Genomic DNA, 21,748 nt, shown 5'->3' with positions numbered 1-21,748 from the left:
TGCGGGAATCGTCTTTTCTATTGTTTTATCGCACCTAAATATGCTATAATGTTAGAAAATCCACACAAATTCCTACGAAAGTCCTTCTCTCCCCCAGAAGGAAGGTGCTCCCCATGATGAAACTCCGCACATTCCTGCAGGACAATGCCGCTGCTCTCCTCTGCACGGTAGCGCTCGCCGCCATTTGCATATTTTCATGGCGTCTCCTCGCAGCGCACCCCGACCGTCAGCTCTCTCCCACGTACGCCCTCGCGGACACGACCTCTCCGGTGCTCCGCGACTTTCGCGCTGACGCGCTCGACTGGCAGTCCTATGACTACCCCGTCCCGCCGCCGCTGCCAACGGATGCATCGGCGGTCTATCTTTCGTGGGAGATCCCGTATTCCTCGCGATTCATGAACTGCAACCTGCTCTTTACCACGACGAATCAGGATATCGCTGTCTACCTCGACGACGACCTCCTCTACCGCTACGGTGACTGGTCGGGGCGCACGGAGACGCGCGGCCGCACGATCCACTATGTACCACTCGACAACAATGCGGCAGGACGGCGGCTCACGATCCTCCTGCACACGACGGATATGGAGCGGCGTGGGAGCATCGACGACTTTGAGATCGACACGACACCGCAGTTCATGAAGAACATCTCCTTTGCCGACGCGATCTACATCTCGGCGCTCTCCATCGCCCTCGCGATGATCGCGTTCCTTAGCCTCAACCTCTCGTGGCGCGCCCTGCAGGACATCCATCGCCGCGCACTCATCTACCTCATCGCCTTCCTCGCTGCATTCGCCCTGTGGACGACGGGCAACACCTCTCTCTTCCCGCGTCTCTTCGGGATGCCCGCACTCTGGTGGGAGCTCCATCTCGCGATGATCTATGCGCTGCCGGTCTGCTGGGCACTCGTCGTGCGCGAGATCGTCGCTCCGCAGTACCACGCGCGCGTAAAGAACATCCTGCACATCTTCGTCGGCATCTTCGCAGCGGCCACCCTCGCCGAACTCATCGGACGAAACGCATACAGCAGCATGCTTCCGTTCTACAATGTCCTGATCTTTTCGTCAGACCTCATCCTCATCCATGCACTCGTCCGCTCCCACTGGGCATACCACCCCGCGTGCCGCTACGCCGCCTTTGGGCTGATCGCCTTCGTCGCGCTCTCCATCTTTGACGTACTGCACTGGGAGCACCATCTCTTCACGGGGATTCTCTCCATGGCCGTGTTCTCTGTCTACGCCATGGTTCCGCTCATCCTCCACCTCATCCGCATCCAGATGATGGAGGAGGCGACACTCGAGCGCCAGAACGAGCGCCTCTCACAGGAGCTCGCCGCCTCGCAAGACGCCGCCAAGCGCGACTTCCTTACGGGCTGCTACAACCGCCATCAGCTTGACGTGGGCTTTGCGCAATTCTCTACCCTCGCGCACGAGCGCGGGTTTAGGTTCTCCCTTGCCCTCTTTGACATTGACCATTTCAAACAGGTCAACGACACGCACGGGCACCTCGCAGGCGATCAGGTGCTCAGAGACATCGCCGCCATCATCCACGATGAGATCGACCGCCGCCACATCTTCATCCGCTACGGCGGCGACGAGTTCATCCTCCTCGGCCTGCACTACGACCTCGAGGCGATGACCGCGTTCTGCGAGAGACTGCGCGCCATCCTTGAGGAGCGCATGGGCGGCGTCACGCTCAGCTTTGGCATCTCCACATGGCACGGGGGATGCGACTCCCTCCCCGGGCTCATCGCGCGCGCCGACCGCGCCCTCTACCGCTCCAAGGAAAAGGGGCGCAACGCCGTCTCCGACGAGAGCGAGATCGATGCGGCTTAGGGGTATGCGTTCGCCGCCAAGTCAAATGCTGCCGACAAGGGGGCTGTTGCACGAAGCTGCAAACTTCGTGCAACAGCCCCTTCTTTGTGCCCCTTCCACCGCTTGCGCGGTCCCCCTTCCCCTCCTTTTTTTCTCTCTCTTTCTCTTTTAATACTAGGTCATATATTTTTCTTGTGAATCACAGGCAACTATGCTACAATTTCCATATACTTGGGAATCGTTTTCCATTAGGGAATCACTGATAAAATGAGGTCTGCCAGATTGGCGTAGATTTTTTCGTCCGAACGAGGTGGAAAACCGGACGCAGAGTGGTGCTCTGTGGAGGATTTTCCGCCGAAGTGCGGGCAAAAAAGATGCGTCAAGATGGTTGTACCGAATTTATCAGTGCTTCCTTAGACAGTGATTCCCTCATCAACGAAAAGGAGAATCATCATGTTCCAAATCGACAACATTCGGGAAATGTTCTTCTCGTGGGAGGGGCGTCTCAACCGCAAGCCCTACATCCTGCGCTGCCTCGCCCTCGGTCTCATCCTGACGGCGGTCTACATCCTGCTGATGGTGATCGCCTTTACCACGGCGGCGGCACAGGTCGGGAATGGCATCCCCACGATGGGCGCATTCAGTGCGACCTATATCCTCTACCTGCCCTTCATCATCTCGGGCTACCTCCTCGCGATCCGCCGTCTGCACGACCTCGACCTCTCGGCATTCTTCATCCTGCTGAGCTTTGTCCCCGTCGTCAGCTTCTTCTTCGCGCTCTACCTCATCTTCAAGAAGGGCACAGAGGGACCGAACGCCTACGGCCCGGATCCGCTCGGCACGGGGGATGAGATCCCCGTATTCACGGCGCCTGTCGCCCATACGACGAACAGCACAGGAATAGATACTGCACAGACAGGCAGTGATACATCGCATGACAGCGGCGTATCGCGCAGCTGAGGACTGCGTATGAATCACGCACTCTTTTCTCGCACGGGCAGGCTCACGCGGCGCGACTTCGCTCTGACGCTCGGCGTCATCAGCGGCGGCGTCTTCTTTGCCATGCTCGCGCTCTGCTATCTCCTCTTCCCGCTCACCGCATCCGCTGCGGTGGGCTTTTTCCGTGATTCGACAGAGGTCTTCTTCACCGTCTACATCGCGGCGTTTCTCGGGCTCAACCTCCTCCTCTACGCACTCATCCCGCCGCTCGCCATCCCCGCCGTCGTACGGCGTCTGCACGATCTGGGACACGGCGGCGGCTGGGCGGCGCCCATGCTCCTCCTCTGCGTCCCCGTCCTCCTCCTCATGCTCCTGCCCGTATGCATCTTCATCGGCATCCTCAACGAGATGATAGGGCCGTCTTTTCCCCTCTGGAACGGAACAACGGAGGCATTCGCCTCCGCCGTCGCCGCGAGCATGGGCATCGCTCTGCTCCTCTTCTTCCTCCTCTTTCTCCCGCTCGCCTGCTGGCTCGGCTGGCTCTTCCTCAAAAAGGGAAAACCCGAGGCGAACCGCTGGGGCGATCCACCCGTCGAGGAGGTACTGCCGCCCACGCGCGCAGCGTATTTCTCCTGTGCGGGGACGGTGACGCGCACGGCGTTCATCCGCCGCAGCCTCCTCCTCCTCCTCGTGCTGGGGCTTGTCCTCCCGCCGGCGGCACAGCTCATCCTGCAGTCCATGGCCGGCGTGTTCATGATCCTTGTCGCGGCGATTCCGGAGGCAGCGCGGATCCTTGCCACGGTCATCATCATTCTCTTTGTCCTCCCCTTCGTACTCTTTCCGCTCCCCCTCCTGCCGCTCGTACGGCAGCGCCTGCGCACGCTGGGACATTCCCCCTATGAGGCGTTCCTCCCCTTCGCCGTACTGCTCCCACCCCTCATCACACCGCTGCCGTTTGCCCGACTTTTCTCCTACGAGGTTCTGATGGAGGGCAGCACTGTCACGGACGGCGCGCTCCAGTCGGCAGTGGACAGCATGATCGGCGTGCCGAGCATCCTCCTCTGGACACTCTGCGGCATCCTCTCGTTCATCGGTATTATCCGACTGCTCGCAAATGACGATATATCCTATAGAAGGGAATCATCCGACGAAAGCGAGGTCCATGATGTACTGCCCAAAATGTGAAAAATTCGTCCCCTCCACCGCCACTGCCTGCCCGCACTGCGGCATCCCCATCATCTCGGGATTCTCGCCGAACTACGGCGCGGGCTTCTCCCTCGGCGACGATGACACAGAGAGCCGCAACGACGCGCCCCCGGCGAAGGTCGTGAACTCCGACCTCTACGACGACGTGCCCGACACGGATGCACCGCCCACAGAGGGCATCGGCAGCAAGCTAAAGTCGCTCTTCGGATTCGGGAAGAAGTAACAAGGCCACATACAGAAAGCCCCTCGGCATGCAGCCGAGGGGCTTGTCTATTGGATGATACGGGCTCTACTCTGTCAGATCACGGCGATACACCTCAGGATACACATCATGCCGCAGCGTCAGCTCAAACCCGCCCGCAGAGTACGGGGCAATATCATACGGATTGTAGAACACATGGAGATCATTGTTCGCATCGAGCATCCAGTCGATATACTTCTGCCAGTCACCGCCATCATGATAGTCATTCAGTGTCTCGTCAATATCATGTGAAAAGAGATCCTGCTCACGTCCCGGATACTGCTTGCAGAAGGCATCCGCCAATGCAAGCAGAAGCACATCACGGCTCGTAATCACCGCATCAATGGAAACCGGCTCCCCCGTCTCCGTACTCAGCGTCACTCCCGTGATCCCATGCTGAGGGTGGGCACCGCCGTCATAGGTGCCGCTGGAGAGCGCAAAGCTGACGACCTGCTCATCAACCCGCCCCCAGTGATCCACCACAACCGAATCATAGAACGGTTCGGAGGGTACAAATGCGCGCACTGCATTCTCCATATTTTCAGTTTCATCCTCACTGCGGCGCTTCTGCTCATCACTCCAGTCCCGCAGCGCGTGCTGCAGCACGGGATAGTCATCTCCAATAACGACGATCTCAGGATAGCTCGTCCACGCAATGACGCGGCCATTCATACGCAGTGCTCTGCGATGATCCTCCACACGCAGCCATGGAAAAAGTTTCGGCTCCGCGCTCTCCACATCCATCTTGGCAATCTCCTGCAGCTCTGCCTCCGTCACCGTCTCCGTATCCGCTGCCTGAACAGCCGAGACACCGCCGAGTACGAACATCGCCGCCAGTGCCGCCATCATAGTCTTTTTCATCGCATATCACTCCTTATGTATAGAAAAGACTCCTCACGATGAGAAGTCTTGTCTGCTTTCATGGTGCGATTGGCGCGAGTCGAACGCGCGACCCTCTGCTTAGGAGGCAGATGCTCTATCCATCTGAGCTACAACCGCAGGAACTACTAGAGTTTACCAAAAACACGCGAAAAGTGCAAGCCGTTCCACGTCTCAGTTCTTTACCAAAGCGTCACATATCTCGCAGCAGGAGCCCCCACCCCCGCTTCGCGGCCCCCCTTGCTGACCTGTCCAAGAAGCAAGTCCACAGGACGAAGCTGATTGGGTAACAGGTCGTATGGGAAAACGTCCCAAGAACACGAGCGACAGCGATGTGTGATTGGCTGACGTTGACCGCTCCCCGTGCCGCACGGGGGAGACTTGTGACTACAGTACATTAGCTTCCCCCGCCGTGCGGGGGAAGTGGCGACAGAGCACAAAAAGGGACACTGGACGAAACATTTCGCTTCGTCCAGTGTCCCTCATCATGTCCTGCAGATGCAGTACTCAGGCAAGCTGAGCGCTGTCTACCGTCTGTACACTGATGTCCTTAATGGAGACAGGGTATGCCTCACCGAGCATGATCGCCTTCTTTGCGATGACATCCTGCAGGCAGGTCTCCACCGCCGCCTTCGTCAGATCATCCTTCGGATCCATCAGACTGACCGTGTGGTTCTTGCCCGTCGAGAGTGCCAGCGTCATGCGAAGCTGTTTCTTCGTCGACATGGTCGTACCTCCTTTCTATGTCCTCACATCATCTGCCGCGCGGGGGCTCAGTCCGTCAGGACAGCCGTATCCGTGCGCATCACCTGATCGAGCCCGTGCTTCTGCAGATTCGCGAACCCGCGTCCGACCGCGAGCGCATCCGCATCCGTGAGCACAGGCGCAAGCCCTGCGATCGTGCGGTTCTTATAGAGGTTCTTGCCGTCTGCGCCGACCCCCGTAATCACCTTCAGCGTGAGCTTGCTCGCTGCTTCTTTGCGTGCCATAGATGTCACTCCTTTCCGTTTTGTTCGTCCGCTGTAAGCTGCTTACACCCAAATACCTGCTGCGGCGAAAAAAAAGAAGAGCCTCCACGCAAAATTTTCTTTACATACGAACATATTTTCTCTATAATAGCATTCAGAAAGGAACAGGAGATCCAGAATCGTGTCCCGTGCCTGTGCGCCCCGCCAGCGGCAGGCAGGAGTCATGGAGTCACAGCATTTTGCCGTGATTCCCCCAAACAAAGGAGATCCACTATGAATCGTACGAAAAGAGAATGCCTGATGCAGCGCCTGCCCGCTCCGGCGGACATCCTCGCCCTCATTCCGGCACAGGAGGACGCGACGCGCACTGCCGTGATCTGCGCGCACGGGAGCAGCCTGATGCTCGGCGCCACACCGGAGCACGTGCTCGCCTGTCTCGCCGAGCGCGAGGACAAGGCACTCCGCCTCATCCGACGCAACGCCGCCCGTCTCATGGCACGGCGGCGCAACATCATCCTCCCCATCCTGCATGGCTGCGTCCTCACCCCCGTCAAGATGTACAACATGCGGCGCGGCGGCATCGGCTACGTCAACACGGCATACGCCGCCCTCGTCCTGCGGCGGCGCGGCATGGGGAGCGACATCGCCCTGCAGAACGGCGACATCATCCACAGCCTGTGGACCTCGCCCACCGTCGAGCGGCTCGTACACGAGGGGCGTGCCGTCCACTTCAAACTGCTCAACGACGTGCGGCGCCAGCTCCGCTTTGCCGAGGACTTGGCTTAGGGAATCACTGATAAATTCAGCACCATCATCTTGACGCATCTTTTTTGCCCGTACTTCGGCGGAAAATCCTCCACAGAGCACCACTCTGCGTCCGGTTTTCCACCTTGTTCGGACGAAAAAACTACGCCAATCTGACGGGCTTCATTTCATCAGTGATTCCCTAGAAAGCTCCTTGCATTTCCCCTCCATCCATTGTATGATACGAATATCGAACAACGGAGGGTACAATATGCAGATTTCAAGCCGCTTCACCATCGCCGTCCACATCCTCATCTGTGTCGATCTCTTCGGCAAACACGAGCCCGCGACGAGCGAATCGCTCGCGGGGAGCATCGGCGTACATCCCGTCGTCATCCGTCGCATCCTCGGTCAGCTCCGCCGCGCGGGGCTCATCACCGTCGCACGCGGACGCGAGGGCGGCGCACACATCGCCAAGGAACTCACGGACATCACGCTCGCCGACATCTTCCGTGCCGTAGAGAGCATCAGCGGTCAGTCCCTCTTCAGCTTCCATGAGAACCCAAACCCCGCCTGCCCCGTCGGCAGCCACATCCACGATGTACTCGACCACCGTCTCATGGACATCCAAGACGCCATGGAGAAGGAAATGGAGGAGATTACCCTCGCCGACGTTGTCAAAGAGGCACGGGAAAAGGCAAATATATAGTTATTTATTGGTCATTGTATATATAATATCCGCTATTATAAATATGGATGGCCGTCCCCATCTTCAGAGGAGGAAGTACGCCACATGACATGGGTATCGCATGTTGCACTCACGGGCACGATTGCCTACGCGGTGAGTGCCGATCCGCTCGCGGCGGCGGCGGCATGCGTCGGCGCCGTCCTGCCGGACAAGGTGGAGGGCACCCCCGGCAGTGTCGGATGGCGTACATGGCGCAGCCGTCACCGCGGCTGGTCGCATTGGCCGATGCTCTATCTCGCCCTCATCGGTGCGCTCCTCCACAGCGAGACGTACATCGGGAGCAGGATGTTCCTCACAGTACTCCTATGGGTATTCCTCGGTGCACTCCTCCACATCGCGGAGGACGCGGTCTGCGGCAAGGTGCCCGCCGTCCTCCCGACGCAGAAAATCGGGATACGCCTCTTTACCGTCGGCTCGCTGCGGGAATATCTATTCACAGCTCTATGTATTGCCATTGTCTATGCAGGAAGTTGTTTTCTAGGGAATCGCTGATAAAACGAGGTGTTGCAAAACATGGATGGATTTGCTATAATGACCATAGAAAGAAACGTCCTTTGACGGCATCTTTCCAAGTTCACTAATTATTTTTCAAATAACCGTTCACTGGTCAGAATGGGCGGTTATTTCTTTTGGGTTATCGCGAGTATGTAGCCTGTGGCAACGACTAAGAAAAGAATCGCACCGATCTCAGACATCTCACTCACCCCCTTTCGGGGGGAAAGACACCGCCACGGGATTTCTCCCGCCCAAGGACGTTTCATTCTCAATATAACATATATAAGCAAAGATAGCAAACATATCTTCCAAAAATACCTGTCCGATGAAGCCGAATCGCTTCGTCGGACAGGTCTTTTGCTGATGGCTTAGTGATTCGCCGCCGTGTAGATGGCGATGGCGTCGGCGCGTGTGAGCGGATGGAATACGCCGATGCGGATGTGGTCCTCCTGCGTTGCATCGTCTGCGAGCTGCTCGATCGTCCCCGCCGAGAGGGTGCCTATCCCCAGCCCGCCGATGCTCGTCGGCATCCCGATGGAGGTGAAGAACTCCTCCATGTGACGGATGCCCGCGCGCGCCCGCTCCTCATCCGTGCCCGCATCAATACCAAAGAGATCGGCGGCGAACTGGGCAAAGCGCGCCGGGTCGTAGGGATAGGCAAACCGCGCCCACGATCCCCAGAGCGCGGTGAGCGCACGGCCATGCGTTGCATCGTAGTGTGCAGAAAGCGGATGGCTCAGCTTGTGTACGGAGAAATCCTTACCACGTCCAAGCCCTGTCAGGTCACTGTGCGATACGCTGCCGCAGTACATGAGCTCACTCATCGCATCATAGTCTTTGCGCGAGACGAGGAGGCGGCGCACGGACTCCATCACGGTGCGCAGGAGATCAATCGCCACGCGGTCGGTGAAGACGTTCGGCTCCTTGACATCCGTAAAGAACCGCTCCATCGTGTGCATCATGATATCCGATGCCCCCGCGGCGATCTGCTCACGCGGCAGGGTAAAGGCGAGCGTCGGGTTCATGAAGGCAAAGACGGGGCGGTTGAGCGGCGAATTCAGCCCTACTTTCTGCCCCGTATCCTCATTCGTCAGCACGGCGGAGTCACTCGTCTCACTGCCCGCAGCTGGGATGGTGAGCACAGACGCGACGGGCATCGTGCGCGTCAGCTCTGCCTTTTTCGTCCAGATATCCCAGATGTCCACATCAGGATTTGCGATGCCGTGGGCGACTGCCTTCGCCGAGTCGATCACGCTCCCGCCGCCGATGGCAAGGATGAAGTTCACATCCGCTGTGAGCCCCTCGCGGATCGCCTCACGAACGAACGAAACACGCGGGTTCGGCTGTACGCCGCCCATAACGAGGAACGCCAGCCCCGCCGAGGTCAGATTCATCTCGATGCGCGAGAGCAGCCCCGAGCGCTCCGCACTGCCGCCGCCGTGGAGAATGAGCACGCGGCGCGCCCCCGCCGCACGCAATTTTGCGGGAACGGCATCCTCCGCCCCCCGCCCGAAGATGATCTCCGTCGGACAATGATAGGTAAAGCTCTGCATGAAACTCCTCCTTTAATTTGGAACGAAACATACCGTATCCTTCTTTATTATAGCAGAATAATCAGGAAAAAATCATATAGGTGTGAAGAAAAGTGTTGCAAAAAGACTTCAAAATTTCGTATAATAAAATACACATAGAAATTATCATTACTTCCGGTAAGGAGGCTGAAAAAATGAGTGGAGATCAAAGCAAAGAAGCCCAACAGATACATGAGGCTGAGCAGAAATTTGATCGCACGCGTCGTCTCGTCGGCTTGTTTGGCGCGCCAATCCTCGCGATTCTGGTGCTCCTGACGCCGATCGACGGACTCACGCTCGCATCCCACAAGCTGCTCGCCATCATGGTTCTGGTGGCACTCTGGTGGATCACGGAGCCCGTGCCCATCCCCGTCACGTCCCTCATCGGACCGACGCTCGCCGTCGTGACAGGTGTGGTCCCGGCAAAGGATGCCTATGCGGCGTTCGCCAATCCGATGATCTTCCTCTTCATGGGTGGATTCATCCTCGCAAAGGCGATGATGGATCACGGGCTCGACAAGCGATTTGCCTACTGGCTGCTCTCGCGCTCGTGGGTCGGCTCGAATCCACGCCGCATCTTTCTCGCGATCGGTCTTGCCGCAGCGCTCTGCTCCGGCTGGGTGAGCAACACGGCGACGGCCGCGATGATGTTCCCGATCGCCCTCGGCCTGCTCGCCGCCGTCAAGGAGATGATGGCCGCGAACGGCAAGGTAATCGACCTGCATGACTACAAGTACGCGACCGGGCTGATGCTCATGACCGCGTATGCCTGCTCGATCGGCGGCGTTCTGACACCGATCGGCACCCCGCCGAACATCATCATGCTCGGCTTCCTCGATCAGATGGCAAATATCCACATCTCCTTCTTTGAATGGATGACATGGGGCGTCATTGCGATGGTGGCGTACTTCATCATCGCTTATGTGGTTCTCATCCGTATGTTCCCGCCCGATGTCGAGCGCATCGACGGCGCAGAGGAGTTCATCCGCGCGCGTGTCGCGGAGCTCGGCAGCTGGACGCGCGCCCAGAAGAACACGCTCTTCTGCTTCCTCGTCGCCGTCTTCCTCTGGGTGTTCCCGGGTATTCTCTCGATGACGCTCGGCAGCACCTCCCCCCTCCTCAAGATGTACAACCACCTCTTCCCTGAGGCGGTCGCGGCAATGGCAGGCGCGCTGCTCCTCTTCCTCCTGCCGATCAACTTCAAGGAGCGCAAGTTCACACTCGAGTGGAAATCGGCCGTGCAGGGCATCGAGTGGGGCACGCTCATCCTCTTCGGCGGCGGCCTCGCGATGGGCGGCATGATGTATAAGACGGGCCTCTCTCAGTGGGTCGGCGACCGCATTGTCGGGATGCTCGGCGGCGAGCCGTCCGAGTTCGCCCTCGTCGCGATCTTCTGTGTGATGGCACTGCTCCTCTCCGAGCTCACCAGCCACACGGCAGCGACGAACATGATCGGCCCGCTCGCCATTACGGCGGCGATGTCGGCAGGGTTCAGCCCGATCCACGTTGCGATCGGTATCGCCCTCTCCTCGTCACTCGGCTTCATGCTGCCGGTGTCCACACCGCCGAACGCGATTGTCTATGCGTCGGGCTATATCCCCATCACAAAGATGATCAAGACCGGTGTCTACATCGACTTTATCGGCATCTTCTGCGTGACCATCCCGCTCGTGCTCTACTTCGTGGTATGGCTCGTCGGGTAACATCGATACAACGGAACAAAAAAGGAGCTGCTGTGCAGCTCCTTTTCCATGCATGTGAGGAAACATGACCCCCTTTCTCTTCTTTTCCATCATCGCCGCCATCCTCTTCGGCTCGTTCTTTCTTGCCGCCTATCTCTACAGTGTAAGACAACGGCACAAACAGGAGGCGCATGCTGCATATCTCCGGCAGAAGAAGGAAGAACTGTCCCCCTATGCGTTCTACCGTACGGTGCAGAGTGCCGACAATCAGATATTTTCCTTCGGACACATACAGGCAGGAGACCGTTTTCGTATCCGACGGGACTTCGTCGACCACGGCGGGCAGACGTTTCATGCGGGAGAGACGTATGATTTCGCATCAGCCTTCTTCCTCCCCTATGAAGGCGTCTATACCCTCTTTCTCACAAGTGACGGCAAAGAGATCACCCGCATGTATCTCCATATCCCCTACGCGAGCATCAAAATCTCCGTCTCTGACCGCAAAGGAGAACTCACACATGAAGAGCTCCCTGCCGAAGAGGACATCTGCTGTCATACGGAGGAATATTTTGAGCTGCTTCTCCCGAGAGAATGACCGCCGCAGCGCCGCATACAAAAAGAGCCGCCATGCGGCTCTTTTTGTACAAGGGAACGACTTACTCCTCCGGCGTAAAGCGAACCGGCACCTCCGTCAGCTCCGTCTCCATGCGGCGGCAGGTGACGTTCGCCGAGGCGAGCATCCGCTTTGAGGCCTTCGTGCTGTCCGTCCCGGCGTACTTGTCCGAGAGGTAGATGACCTCACGGATACCGCTCTGGATGATCGCCTTGCAGCATTCGTTGCACGGGAACAGTGATGTGTAGATACGACAGCCTTTCAATGACGTGCTTGCGTTGAGAATGGCATTCAGCTCTGCGTGCACGACATAGGGGTACTTTTGCTCGGCGAACTCCCCCGTCCGTCCCCATGGATACTCATGGTCGTCGCAGCCGTTCGGCATCCCGTTGTAGCCGACGCCGACGATATGCTTGTCCTCGTTGACGATGCAGGCGCCGACCTGCGTATGCGGGTCCTTGCTGCGATAGGCGGAAAAGAGCGCCACGCCCATAAAATACTCATCCCACGAGATGATCATGACGATTCCTCCCTGTATTGCATGGCATACATTTGTTTGCTATAATCACAGCAGGCACTGATAGGCGCAGTGGTAACTCAGCCCCCGAAAGGGGGGATTGATATGGAGACCTACGAGTTCTTAACGTTTCTCGTTGTGTTCACCGTATTAGTTTTATCCGTTAAACGATAAATGAGAAAGCCCCGCCTTGCGTCTCCAAACAACAGGCGGGGTATCTCGCATGTATAAGGGGGCAACCGCTGAGCGGCAGTGCCCTTTTCTATGTCTATTCTACTTCAATTCGCCAATTTCGTCAAGCACGAGGCTCACACGACGTCGACGCGCAGCACGCCGTCCACCTGCCGCAGGGCATCGGCGATGAAGGACGGCTTGATGTTCTCACGGTTGTAGACCTCAAAGGTCAGGTAGATGCGCCGCTCTCCGCCCGTCTCTGTCTCCGCCTCGTCCTCGTCCGTCCTGACCTTCATCCCGCGTGAGCGCAGATGGAGATCCTCAATGCAGGCACTGACGCGCATGATCTGCCCGGGACGATCAATCGTGTGGATGGAGAGAGAGAGCAGACGTTCATGATCGACCCATGCATCGAGCCGTGAGAGATTCCCGAGGATGAGGAACACAATCGCGGTCGTCACGCTCGCGCCGAGGTAAAACCCCGCGCCGACCGCAAGCCCGACCCCCGCGACCACCCAGAGCGTCGCCGCCGTCGTCAGTCCTGTGACCGTCAGCCCCTCCTTCATGATCGCGCCCGCACCGAGAAAACCGATACCTGAGACCACCTGCGCCGCGAGACGCGCGGGGTCGGCATTCGTCTTGCCCTCCACATTGTCATAGAGCGCCTGCGACATAATCATGATGAGGCATGAGCCGAGCGCAACGAGCATATTCGTCCGCAGCCCCGCCGACTTGTTCCGCATCTGCCGCTCATAGCCGATGATCCCGCCCATCACACACGAAAGCACGAGCCGCAGACATACCTCCCACTCCGCCATCAAATCTTCCTCCTAAAATAAACAGAATATATCGTATACGACCTTTTCCATAAGTTATCCCCAACTGTGTAAAACTCTGTGGATAAAATTGTTCAAAAGCCCCCAACTGCCTTTATCCACACATCTTTACACAATGTGCATAATTTTTACGAACGATCCTCCGATTTCTGTGGATAACGTGGATAAATCAGTGGATAACCCCATATATGGGAGTTGATCGGCTGACATTTTCCATATTTTGTAGCAGAATCGGAGCTACTTTTCCACAGGGACACGTGGATATCCGGACTTCTCCTCCGCCGTCCAAGAGTGATAAGGGTGCACAATCAGTGACGAATTGTAGTAGCGTTTTTCCCCCGTCACCTCGCGTTTCACCCACGCAGGCAGCGTGACCTCCGCCGTCTCCGACGGCAGCTCCACCTCGGCGACGACGAGACCATCGTTCGCCCCATGAAAGACATCGACCTCCCATCGGCGCCCTGCGACATCCACGACATAGCGCGTCTTCTCCACGAGCGGCGGATCGCAGAGCGCGAGCATCGCCCGCGCATCCGTCGGGGGGATCTCATACTCATACTCCGCGCGCACCATCCCGCGCGTCTCCCCCTTGACCGTCAGATAGCCGCGCCCGCCGGCAAGACGCACGCGCACCGTCCGCTGCGGATCGCGCGAGAGATAGCCCTGCGCCATCTCCGTCCCCGCACCCTGTGGGCAGAAGTCCACCCGCACCGTAAACTTGCGCTCGATCTCAACGCCCATATTTTCCCTCCTACATTATAGTAGATTTTCTTTCAAAAATGATGCGGCAAAATAATTTTCTCGGCACGAATCGGCATTTCATCCGACCATGGAAAAAGTAGCGCAGGCTGCATGTTTTTTGCGATTAAACCGAATGGAACAATGAATACAGCCCCATCCTGCCGCCTAGCGCCGGCAAAAACAGCAGATTTCCGCCATTTTCCAAGGAACAATCCCTTGCATATTCGCCGCGTTTGCTATATATTATGTGATACTGAGTAGATATGTACCATCCCTGTGATTTCTACAGTATAATCCACACGCACGCGAAGCGCAACCGCACGGCGCGGAATACACGCGCCCTCCTGCGATGGGGGAGGAAAGGACAGATTCTGCATTGACGACACTACCACCGAAGAGACCAACGGCGAAAAAGAAACGATGGCCCTACATCGTGCTCGGCACGATCCTCATCTTCGTCCTTGCGGCGCTCGCAGGCGTCTTCTTTGCCCAGAGCAGCCTGCTCGACCGCGCCAAGGAGACGCCGAAGGACGAGCTGCTCACCGCCAAGGACAAGGCAACCATCATGATCATGGGCATCGATGAGCGCTCCGACGACGTCGGACGCAGCGACACCCTCATGGTCGCGACCATCGACCCGCAGAAGAACGAGGCCTCGCTCCTCTCCATCCCGCGTGACACGCGCGTCGCCATCCCGAAAAACGGCTACGACAAAATCAACGCGGCATACGCCTACGGCGGCGAAAAACTCACCCAGCGCACCGTCGAGGACTTCCTCGGCATCCGCATGGATCACTACGTCATCATCAACACCCACGCCTTCCAAAAGATCATCGACGCCATCGGCGGCATCGACATCGATGTCGAAAAGCGCATGTACTACGAGGATCCGTGGGACGACGACGGCGGCCTCGTCATCGACCTGCGCCCGGGACGCCAGCACATGGACGGCAAGACCGCCGTCACCTACGTCCGCTACCGCGACGAGGAGGGCGACATCGGCCGCGTCAAACGCCAGCAGAAATTCATGCGCGCGTGCGTTGACGCTGTAACCACCCCCGCCATCCTGCCGCGCCTGCCGGGCATCATCTCGAGCGTCATCGACAGCGTCAAGACCGACCTCAGCGTCCGCCAGATGCTGGAGTTCATCGGCACACTGAAACAGGCACAGGCAAAGGGCCTGCGCACCGACATGGTGCCGGGACGCCCGCTCTACATCGAGGGCATCAGCTACTGGATCCCCGACATGGAGCAGCTGCGCCGCAACATGGTCAACACCCTCGGCCTCAGCCTGAACGCGGACGAGCGCAGCCGCATGCAGCGCGCCATCCGCGACTACGAGAACTCCATCCCCGCCGGCGCCACCGAGGTGCCTGAGGGCGACAACAGCATCGGCCGCCGCGTCAGCGGAGACGAGGCACTCGACACACGGAGCCGCAAACACTCCTCCTCCGAGGACAGCAGCAAGACCGAGCGTAAATCCACCGACCAGAAGAGCAGCGACAAGAGCGGCAAAACCCAGAGCACCGACACATCCCCGCCGAAAAAATCGGCCGACACCGACACTGGAAGTGGAAACGGGAGCAACAGCCGCCACGCGAGCACGCGCCAGAGCAGCAGTGCCGACAGCGGCGGCGACACCGCAGTACCGCAGCGCAGCGGCGGCAGCCCCGGCAAGGAAAACTAAGAAATCGCTGCACCGATCCAATCACAAAGCATAACGCCCTCTTGCCTCCCCGATGGGGAAGGGGCACCCTAGAAACGGCGGCAGAGGACATATAGAGAGGACATCCCCAAGGAAAGGAAAATGCACTATGGGAAGTAAATTTGATGCAGAATCACTCGACCTTCATAAGAGCCATCACGGCAAGCTCGGCGTCACGCCGACCGTCCCGCTGAAGACCCGCGACGACCTCAGCCGCGCCTACACGCCCGGCGTCGCCGCACCGTGCCTCGCGATCAAGGCAGAACCCGAGAAGATCTACGACTACACGAGCAAGGGCAACATGGTCGCCGTCGTCACGAACGGCACCGCCGTCCTCGGTCTCGGCAACATCGGCGCAGGCGCAGGCCTCCCCGTCATGGAGGGCAAGGCGATTCTCTTCAAGGGCTTTGCGGGTGTCGACTCCGTTCCCGTATGCGTGAACAGCGAAAAAGTCGAGGACGTCGTCAAAGTCTGCCAGCTCATCGCCCCCACCTACGGCGGCATCAACCTCGAGGACATCAAGGCACCGCAGTGCTTTGACATCGAGAACGAGCTCAAAAAGACCCTTGACATCCCCGTTTTCCACGATGACCAGCACGGCACGGCGATCGTCGTCGTCTCCGCCCTCCTCAACGCGTACAAGTACCTCGGGCGCGACCTCAAGGCGGCGAACATCGTCATCAACGGTGCAGGTGCGGCAGGACAGGCGATCGCGCGCCTCCTCTTTGCCTACGGCATCAAGACCGTCGTCCTCTGCGACACGACGGGCGCGATCTACGAGGGCCGCGAAAAGAACATGAACCCGTACAAGGAGAGCCTCGCCAAAGTCTCCAACCATCAGAAAGAGCAGGGCACGCTCGCCGAGGTCATCAAGGGCAAGGACATCTTCATCGGCGTCTCCGCCCCCGGCAGCCTCACCCCCGAGATGATCAAGAGCATGAGCAAGGACCCCGTCGTCATGGCGATGGCGAACCCCGTCCCCGAGATCCTGCCCGACGAGGCAAAGGCGGCAGGCGCACGCATCGTCTGCACGGGACGCTCTGACTTCCCGAATCAGGTCAACAACCTCCTCGCCTTCCCGGGCATCTTCCGCGGTGCACTGGACGTCCGTGCAAAGGAAATCAACGAGGAGATGAAAATCGCCGCCGCTGGCGCGATTGCCTCCCTCATCCACGAGTCCGAGCTGAACGAGACCAACATCATCGCCAGCCCGCTCGACCCGCGCGTCGCACCGACCGTCGCTGCTGCTGTCGCCGAGGCGGCACTCAACACGGGCGTCGCACGCCGCACCGACATCACCCCGTCCGCCGTCGCCGCCCACACGCGTGAGCTGCTCGGACACACCCTCGGCTGAGCGATATATAGAAAAAATAAGGGACTGCTGCACTCACACAAAGGATATCGGTGCAACAGTCAAAAACGATTGACGCGCGGATGAGGGTGTACGATTCAGCTGCTGATTGCAATAACAAACCGCCATCGAAGGACATTCATCCTTCGACGGCGGTTTTCGTATACTTGACAAGTTTTTCCATTTCACCTAGTATCAGTATAGGAAGGAAAGGGGTATAGCAATCAATGGATGCAAATGAACTGACCTCCGTGTTTCGGATCGGCGAAACTATCGCCGTGGAGTTCAAACGCTGCGGCAACGGCATTGAGAGCGATGTCTATGAAACCGTCTGCTCCTTTCTAAACCGCTATGGCGGCGATATTTTCCTCGGCGTTCTGGACGATGGTACAGTGGCGGGCGTTGCGGAAAAAGCTGCCCCAGATATGGTGCGGAATTTCATCAGCCAAATCAGCAATCCGGACATTCTCTCTCCGACGGTATGCCTCATGCCGAAGATCATCATGCATGAGGGAAAGACCCTCATCCACATCCATATTCTGCCCAGCGCCGAGGTACACAGCTACAAGCGCGTGATCTACGACCGCATACAGGATGCCGATGTCAAGGTAACAGCGACGGCACAAATCGCGCAGATGTATATACGAAAACAGGAAATCTTTACCGAGCGCAAAATCTATCCCTATGTCAGTATCGAGGATCTGCGCCTTGACCTCCTGCCGAAACTACGGACGATGGCGGTCAACAGCGGCGGCGGTCAGCACCCGTGGACGGCGATGACCGACGAGGAACTTCTAAAGAGCGCCCGTCTCTATGGAAAGGATCGTGTGACCGGCGCGGAGGGCTACAATCTCGCCGCTGTTATGCTGCTCGGACGGGATGATGTGATACCGGACGTGGTGCCTGCATATCTCACGGACGCATTGCTGCGCCGCATTGACACGAAACGCTACGATGACCGCGAGATCATCCGCACCAACCTGATCGAGAGCTACGAGCGCCTCATGGCATTTGCTCAGAAATATCTGCCCGATAAATTCTATCTTGAAGATGACCAGAGGAAAAGCCTGCGCACCATCATCACCCGGGAGATCATCGCAAATACGCTCATTCACCGCGAGTATACGAGCAGCTATCAGGCAAAATTCGTCATTGAACGCAGCCGTATGTATGTCGAAAATGCAAACCGTTGTGCGCAGCTCGGTGTTCTCACCCCCATGAATTTGGAGCCGAATCCAAAGAATCCTATCATCGCAGCGTTTTTCCGCAACATCGGCTATGCCGATCAGCTCGGCTCGGGTGTGCGCAATCTCTATCACTACTCAAAGTTCTACAGCGGGGAGACACCGGAACTGAGAGAGGATGACATCTTTCGGATTACGGTTCCTTTAGATGTAGCACTGGTTGACGCCATGGAACATCCCACCAAAGATCAGGGAAATCCCACCCAAGGTCGGGAAAATCCCACCCAAGGTCGGGAAAATCCCACCCAAGGTCGGGAAAATCCCACCCAAGGTCGGGAAAATCCCACCCAAGATCAGGAAAATCCCACCCAAGATCAGGAAAATCCCACCCAAGGTCGGGAAAATCCCACCCAAGGTCGGGAAAATCCCACCCAAGGTCGGGAAAATCCCACCCAAGATCAGGAAAATCCCACCCAAGATCAGGAAAATCCCACCCAAGAGATTCCGCATCCCATCGAGCGCAGTATCTTGGAACTCGTCGCGAGCGAACCGTCCCTATCGCAGAGAGAGATCGCCAATCGCCTCAATCAGAATACCAATACGATCAAATACCGCATACGACGGCTCAAAGAAAAAGGCCTTCTCATTCATATCGGTTCCACGCAAAAGGGCGAATGGGTACGCACTCCGCCCATACTTTAAGGGACTGCTGCACGAAGCTGAAAATTTCGTACAGCAGTCCCTTATTTTATTTCTGATGTTCTCTCACGTGTGCCTTCGCCGCCTTCAGCCGCACCTCAAAATACTCTGCCAGCCGCTCCTCCAGGAGTACGGCATCCTTCTCCCCCGACGCGTGCCCCGGATTCTCGTATAGCGTCCGCGCCCAGTCCTCTCCCGCCCGCAGATAGAACGTCATGATCGGCACCGCGCGCGCCTGCTCCTCCGTGCCCTCCGGCAAACAGCAGAATGTTATCCTGCGCCCATGTGCCTCCGTGAGGAGTGTATCGTCGCCCTGCGGGCGATAGAGCGCGTGCAGCGCACGGCACAGATCCATAGCATCCGCTCCGCGTGCCTCATGAAGAAAGATAAAATCGCCCTGATCAAAAAGCGGCGCTCCCTCGTGCATCACATGACTCTCGCGCAGCGCTGCCGCCTCCTCGGGGGACGCCGCCCTGAGATGAACATCAGCCGCGACAGCATGCACCGCAGGATAGAGATGAGCGAAATAGCCTTCCGCGTACGCCACAGCGGCATCCGTATCGCGGTAAAGGAAGGGATAGGGGAACTGTGCGCGCCGAATCTCCGCCACAGCGGTAAAGTGGATCCCGTTCCCCGCATCATAGAGCGCATAACGATTCCTCTGGAACGGCTTTTCCCGCAGCGTCTCCTCACCCTCCGGCACGACCTGCGCCCCATAGGCATGAAATTTTCCATTCACCATCGCAGCGACCTCATCCGCCGTAGCGGGATCGCTGTTTTCCGTGACGAAAAAATCGCAGCCCGACAGCACGGAGCAGAACAGAGCGAGCACCGAAAGACAGAAACGACGCTTCATATCACACCTCTCACGTAGTGCCCGCCGCGCGCACAAATCTCGCCCAGATCGACCGATACGCGTCCTCCACATCATGCACATAGCCTGCGGCATCCGTCAGCGGTGCGTGCCGCAGCATCGTGCGCAGATTCATCCGCAGAGCACGCAGGGTCGCAGGATCGGAGGCAAGCCCCGCCGCGATCCGCACATAGTCCAGAGGCGTCTGCGCAACGAGCTCGGGGAGATGTGCATTCGTGAGGAGGCTCGCACCGAACCGTGCACCGTGGCTCGTCCCTGCAAGCGTCACCACGGGTACGCCCATCGAGAGTGCCTCACAGGTCGTTATGCCGCCCGTATAGGGAAAGGGATCGAGCGCGATATCCACATCCCCGTACTCCGCCAGATAGTCACGGCTGAACCCGCGCATCTCGACACGCGCGGCGGGAATCCCACAGCGCACGAGACGCTCCGCGACCATCGTTCGACTCTCCGCATGGTCAAAGATCCTGCTCTTGACGAGGAGACGCGCCCCCGGCACCGCATCCAGCACCTGCCGCCAGAGGCACAGCACCTCATCCGTCACCTTATTGAAATTATTGAATGAGCCGAACGTCACATATCCCCGCTGCTCCATCGGCGGCGGCATGACAGGGGGCAGATCATCGGGCAGTGAATAGCAGAAATGACTGTGCGGCAGGCGGAGGATCTCCTCCGTCATCGCATCGTCTCCCGCCCCCGGCGGATCGACATACACATCCGAGAGCACATAGTCCACCGCAGACAACCCCGTCGTATTAAAATAGCCGATCCCCGTCATCTGCACGGGCGCTGGGCGGAGCGCGAGAACGGGCAGGACGTTCCCCTTCGTATGCCCCGCGAGATCGACGAGAATATCCACCTCGTCACGGCGGATGAGCGCCGCCGTCTCCGCCGCAGAGCAGCCGCGGACATTATGCCACACATCCACCGCGGCGCGCATCTCCGCCGAGAGCACATCCTCTGCGCAGCGCGCGTAGCAATGGACGGCAAATTGGGTGCGGTCATACTGCGTGAGGAGCGGGCGCACGAGCCGCCCGACGGGATGCACACAGAGATCGGGCGAGATATAGCCAATGTGGATGCGTGCATGCCCACGCACGGCGTCCGCCGCCTCCGCCCACGGCAGGACATCGGCAAAGAGCGCATCGTAGCCGTACGCGAGCCCCGCATAGAGCGGGCGCAGATACGTCGGCAGATAGTTCACGGCAAAGAGCGCGTTGCTGTACTCCACCGCCCGCTGGGCGCGCCCCGTCTCCAACTGTGCGGACGCGAGGAACGCCGCGACCGCCTCCTGCGCCTCCCCCGCCTCCGTCAATGCCGAACCGAGGAGACTGTACGCACTCGCAAGAAATACCGCATCGTGCGCACGGCGCTCCTCCTCCTCTGCCATGCGCCGTTTCAGCATATCGATCAGCGCGCGCAGATGTGCGATCTCCGTCGCGAGCCTCCCCTCCGCGCGGTCGATATAGACCTCCTGCCGCGCGGCGCCCGCATGGTCGGGACACACGGCGCGGATGCGTGCGACCTCCGCCCGCGCCGCATCGTACGCCCCCGTCTGCGTCAGCGCGGCGGCGAGAATATAGCGCATCTCCGCATCCTCGGGCAGAACCGTCAGCAGCTCCTGCGCGACCTCCGCCGCACGCGCATACTCCCTCTTTTCATAGAGATCATTGGCACGCAGGAGAATCTCCTGCCGCAGTGCCTGCACATCGTCCATACCATCCCGCCTTTCGCAATATAACCTCTATTCGACGGGAAGAAGAAGAATCC

The 21,748-nt window shown here is 58.5% G+C and carries 21 protein-coding genes and 1 tRNA gene; 12 read left to right on the top strand and 10 right to left on the bottom strand.

The window, feature by feature from the left end:
• The first annotated feature begins 113 nt into the window (after window positions 1-113).
• The 4 genes from ADJ74_RS04455 to ADJ74_RS04440 all read left to right on the top strand — a co-directional run bounded on the left by ADJ74_RS04455 (window position 114) and on the right by ADJ74_RS04440 (window position 4,179).
• The gene (locus tag ADJ74_RS04455; RefSeq protein ID WP_050342235.1) at window positions 114-1,832 is read left to right on the top strand and encodes a diguanylate cyclase; all 1,719 of its coding nucleotides are present in this window, start codon (window positions 114-116) and stop codon (window positions 1,830-1,832) included.
• A gap of 432 nt (window positions 1,833-2,264) precedes the next feature.
• A complete protein-coding gene (locus tag ADJ74_RS04450) occupies window positions 2,265-2,771 on the top strand; it encodes a DUF805 domain-containing protein (RefSeq protein ID WP_050342234.1) in 507 nt (168 codons plus the stop codon).
• A gap of 9 nt (window positions 2,772-2,780) precedes the next feature.
• Window positions 2,781-3,935: a DUF805 domain-containing protein gene (locus tag ADJ74_RS04445; RefSeq protein ID WP_050342232.1), complete on the top strand. Its 1,155-nt coding sequence runs from the start codon at window positions 2,781-2,783 to the stop codon at window positions 3,933-3,935.
• Window positions 3,916-4,179 (top strand): zinc ribbon domain-containing protein, encoded by a 264-nt coding sequence (locus ADJ74_RS04440; RefSeq protein WP_170950741.1) that lies wholly within the window; start codon window positions 3,916-3,918, stop codon window positions 4,177-4,179. The genes ADJ74_RS04445 and ADJ74_RS04440 overlap by 20 nt, the downstream gene beginning before the upstream one ends.
• 66 nt (window positions 4,180-4,245) lie before the next feature.
• Here the strand turns inward: ADJ74_RS04440 and ADJ74_RS04435 are convergent, their stop codons facing one another.
• From ADJ74_RS04435 to ADJ74_RS04420, 4 genes are all read right to left on the bottom strand, one after another.
• Window positions 4,246-5,058 (bottom strand): RsiV family protein, encoded by an 813-nt coding sequence (locus tag ADJ74_RS04435; RefSeq protein ID WP_050342230.1) that lies wholly within the window; start codon window positions 5,056-5,058, stop codon window positions 4,246-4,248.
• 61 nt (window positions 5,059-5,119) lie between these two features.
• A tRNA-Arg gene (locus ADJ74_RS04430) sits at window positions 5,120-5,196 on the bottom strand.
• 387 nt (window positions 5,197-5,583) lie between these two features.
• Window positions 5,584-5,802, bottom strand: coding sequence for a DUF2922 domain-containing protein (locus ADJ74_RS04425; RefSeq protein WP_009753422.1), 219 nt, complete (start codon window positions 5,800-5,802; stop codon window positions 5,584-5,586).
• Between the two features lie 47 nt (window positions 5,803-5,849).
• Window positions 5,850-6,065, bottom strand: coding sequence for a DUF1659 domain-containing protein (locus ADJ74_RS04420; protein ID WP_009753423.1), 216 nt, complete (start codon window positions 6,063-6,065; stop codon window positions 5,850-5,852).
• Window positions 6,066-6,317: 252 nt separating this feature from the next.
• Here ADJ74_RS04420 and ADJ74_RS04415 point away from each other — a divergent pair, with 252 nt between their 5' ends.
• The 3 genes from ADJ74_RS04415 to ADJ74_RS04405 all read left to right on the top strand — a co-directional run bounded on the left by ADJ74_RS04415 (window position 6,318) and on the right by ADJ74_RS04405 (window position 8,028).
• Window positions 6,318-6,830 carry a hypothetical protein gene (locus tag ADJ74_RS04415; protein ID WP_050342228.1) on the top strand — a complete coding sequence of 171 codons (513 nt, stop codon included), beginning with the start codon at window positions 6,318-6,320 and terminating at the stop codon, window positions 6,828-6,830.
• Between the two features lie 229 nt (window positions 6,831-7,059).
• Complete coding sequence (locus ADJ74_RS04410; RefSeq protein WP_172664508.1) at window positions 7,060-7,497, top strand: Rrf2 family transcriptional regulator; 438 nt, start codon at window positions 7,060-7,062, stop codon at window positions 7,495-7,497.
• A gap of 84 nt (window positions 7,498-7,581) precedes the next feature.
• Window positions 7,582-8,028, top strand: a complete 447-nt coding sequence (locus ADJ74_RS04405; protein WP_050342225.1) for a metal-dependent hydrolase — start codon at window positions 7,582-7,584, stop codon at window positions 8,026-8,028.
• 371 nt (window positions 8,029-8,399) lie between these two features.
• On the opposite strand, the gene ADJ74_RS04400 is transcribed toward ADJ74_RS04405, so the two are convergent.
• A complete protein-coding gene (locus ADJ74_RS04400; protein WP_050342224.1) occupies window positions 8,400-9,584 on the bottom strand; it encodes an iron-containing alcohol dehydrogenase in 1,185 nt (394 codons plus the stop codon).
• Window positions 9,585-9,757: 173 nt separating this feature from the next.
• On the opposite strand from ADJ74_RS04400, the gene ADJ74_RS04395 reads away from it, so the two are divergent.
• Both ADJ74_RS04395 and ADJ74_RS04390 read left to right on the top strand, forming a co-directional pair.
• Entirely contained in the window at window positions 9,758-11,305 is a 1,548-nt protein-coding gene (locus ADJ74_RS04395; RefSeq protein WP_050342222.1) for a DASS family sodium-coupled anion symporter, read from the top strand.
• Window positions 11,306-11,369: 64 nt separating this feature from the next.
• Window positions 11,370-11,879 carry a DUF3601 domain-containing protein gene (locus ADJ74_RS04390; protein ID WP_050342220.1) on the top strand — a complete coding sequence of 170 codons (510 nt, stop codon included), beginning with the start codon at window positions 11,370-11,372 and terminating at the stop codon, window positions 11,877-11,879.
• A 61-nt stretch (window positions 11,880-11,940) separates the two neighbouring features.
• On the opposite strand, the gene ADJ74_RS04385 is transcribed toward ADJ74_RS04390, so the two are convergent.
• The 3 genes from ADJ74_RS04385 to ADJ74_RS04375 all read right to left on the bottom strand — a co-directional run bounded on the left by ADJ74_RS04385 (window position 11,941) and on the right by ADJ74_RS04375 (window position 14,165).
• Window positions 11,941-12,417, bottom strand: coding sequence for a dCMP deaminase family protein (locus ADJ74_RS04385; RefSeq protein WP_050342218.1), 477 nt, complete (start codon window positions 12,415-12,417; stop codon window positions 11,941-11,943).
• A 305-nt stretch (window positions 12,418-12,722) separates the two neighbouring features.
• The gene (locus ADJ74_RS04380; protein WP_050342216.1) at window positions 12,723-13,406 is read right to left on the bottom strand and encodes an MgtC/SapB family protein; all 684 of its coding nucleotides are present in this window, start codon (window positions 13,404-13,406) and stop codon (window positions 12,723-12,725) included.
• A 255-nt stretch (window positions 13,407-13,661) separates the two neighbouring features.
• Entirely contained in the window at window positions 13,662-14,165 is a 504-nt protein-coding gene (locus tag ADJ74_RS04375; protein ID WP_009753435.1) for a CYTH domain-containing protein, read from the bottom strand.
• Window positions 14,166-14,541: 376 nt separating this feature from the next.
• Between ADJ74_RS04375 and ADJ74_RS04370 the strand changes: the two genes are divergently transcribed.
• From ADJ74_RS04370 to ADJ74_RS04360, 3 genes are all read left to right on the top strand, one after another.
• Complete coding sequence (locus ADJ74_RS04370) at window positions 14,542-15,852, top strand: LCP family protein (protein ID WP_050342214.1); 1,311 nt, start codon at window positions 14,542-14,544, stop codon at window positions 15,850-15,852.
• Between the two features lie 127 nt (window positions 15,853-15,979).
• Window positions 15,980-17,224, top strand: a complete 1,245-nt coding sequence (locus ADJ74_RS04365; protein ID WP_050342212.1) for an NADP-dependent malic enzyme — start codon at window positions 15,980-15,982, stop codon at window positions 17,222-17,224.
• Between the two features lie 224 nt (window positions 17,225-17,448).
• On the top strand, window positions 17,449-19,107 hold the full coding sequence (locus ADJ74_RS04360; protein WP_084708958.1) for an RNA-binding domain-containing protein: 1,659 nt from the start codon (window positions 17,449-17,451) through the stop codon (window positions 19,105-19,107).
• Window positions 19,108-19,153: 46 nt separating this feature from the next.
• On the opposite strand, the gene ADJ74_RS04355 is transcribed toward ADJ74_RS04360, so the two are convergent.
• Together ADJ74_RS04355 and ADJ74_RS04350 are read right to left on the bottom strand one after the other, a co-directional pair.
• Window positions 19,154-19,960, bottom strand: coding sequence for a hypothetical protein (locus tag ADJ74_RS04355; RefSeq protein ID WP_050342209.1), 807 nt, complete (start codon window positions 19,958-19,960; stop codon window positions 19,154-19,156).
• Window positions 19,961-19,970: 10 nt separating this feature from the next.
• Window positions 19,971-21,695, bottom strand: a complete 1,725-nt coding sequence (locus ADJ74_RS04350; protein WP_050342206.1) for a tetratricopeptide repeat protein — start codon at window positions 21,693-21,695, stop codon at window positions 19,971-19,973.
• Between the last annotated feature and the right edge of the window lie 53 nt (window positions 21,696-21,748).

This window comes from Selenomonas sp. oral taxon 478 (genome assembly GCF_001189555.1).
In the GTDB taxonomy this organism is placed as follows: Bacteria; Bacillota; Negativicutes; order Selenomonadales; family Selenomonadaceae; genus Centipeda; species Centipeda felix.
Note: the sequence above shows the minus strand (reverse complement) of the source record. Positions and strands in the feature narration are given on the sequence as shown.

Bases quoted from the DNA above. Each gene is read 5' to 3' on its own strand.
- ADJ74_RS04355 (WP_050342209.1), bottom strand. From the start codon at position 19,960: ATGAAGCGTCGTTTCTGTCTTTCGGTGCTCGCTCTGTTCTGCTCCGTG.
- ADJ74_RS04375 (WP_009753435.1), bottom strand. From the start codon at position 14,165: ATGGGCGTTGAGATCGAGCGCAAGTTTACGGTGCGGGTGGACTTCTGC.
- ADJ74_RS04440 (WP_170950741.1), top strand. From the start codon at position 3,916: ATGTACTGCCCAAAATGTGAAAAATTCGTCCCCTCCACCGCCACTGCC.
- ADJ74_RS04445 (WP_050342232.1), top strand. From the start codon at position 2,781: ATGAATCACGCACTCTTTTCTCGCACGGGCAGGCTCACGCGGCGCGAC.
- ADJ74_RS04360 (WP_084708958.1), top strand. From the start codon at position 17,449: ATGGATGCAAATGAACTGACCTCCGTGTTTCGGATCGGCGAAACTATC.
- ADJ74_RS04350 (WP_050342206.1), bottom strand. From the start codon at position 21,695: ATGGACGATGTGCAGGCACTGCGGCAGGAGATTCTCCTGCGTGCCAAT.
- ADJ74_RS04425 (WP_009753422.1), bottom strand. From the start codon at position 5,802: ATGTCGACGAAGAAACAGCTTCGCATGACGCTGGCACTCTCGACGGGC.
- ADJ74_RS04435 (WP_050342230.1), bottom strand. From the start codon at position 5,058: ATGAAAAAGACTATGATGGCGGCACTGGCGGCGATGTTCGTACTCGGC.
- ADJ74_RS04400 (WP_050342224.1), bottom strand. From the start codon at position 9,584: ATGCAGAGCTTTACCTATCATTGTCCGACGGAGATCATCTTCGGGCGG.
- ADJ74_RS04415 (WP_050342228.1), top strand. From the start codon at position 6,318: ATGAATCGTACGAAAAGAGAATGCCTGATGCAGCGCCTGCCCGCTCCG.
- ADJ74_RS04455 (WP_050342235.1), top strand. From the start codon at position 114: ATGATGAAACTCCGCACATTCCTGCAGGACAATGCCGCTGCTCTCCTC.
- ADJ74_RS04395 (WP_050342222.1), top strand. From the start codon at position 9,758: ATGAGTGGAGATCAAAGCAAAGAAGCCCAACAGATACATGAGGCTGAG.
- ADJ74_RS04365 (WP_050342212.1), top strand. From the start codon at position 15,980: ATGGGAAGTAAATTTGATGCAGAATCACTCGACCTTCATAAGAGCCAT.
- ADJ74_RS04410 (WP_172664508.1), top strand. From the start codon at position 7,060: ATGCAGATTTCAAGCCGCTTCACCATCGCCGTCCACATCCTCATCTGT.
- ADJ74_RS04450 (WP_050342234.1), top strand. From the start codon at position 2,265: ATGTTCCAAATCGACAACATTCGGGAAATGTTCTTCTCGTGGGAGGGG.
- ADJ74_RS04405 (WP_050342225.1), top strand. From the start codon at position 7,582: ATGACATGGGTATCGCATGTTGCACTCACGGGCACGATTGCCTACGCG.
- ADJ74_RS04420 (WP_009753423.1), bottom strand. From the start codon at position 6,065: ATGGCACGCAAAGAAGCAGCGAGCAAGCTCACGCTGAAGGTGATTACG.
- ADJ74_RS04390 (WP_050342220.1), top strand. From the start codon at position 11,370: ATGACCCCCTTTCTCTTCTTTTCCATCATCGCCGCCATCCTCTTCGGC.
- ADJ74_RS04380 (WP_050342216.1), bottom strand. From the start codon at position 13,406: ATGGCGGAGTGGGAGGTATGTCTGCGGCTCGTGCTTTCGTGTGTGATG.
- ADJ74_RS04385 (WP_050342218.1), bottom strand. From the start codon at position 12,417: ATGATCATCTCGTGGGATGAGTATTTTATGGGCGTGGCGCTCTTTTCC.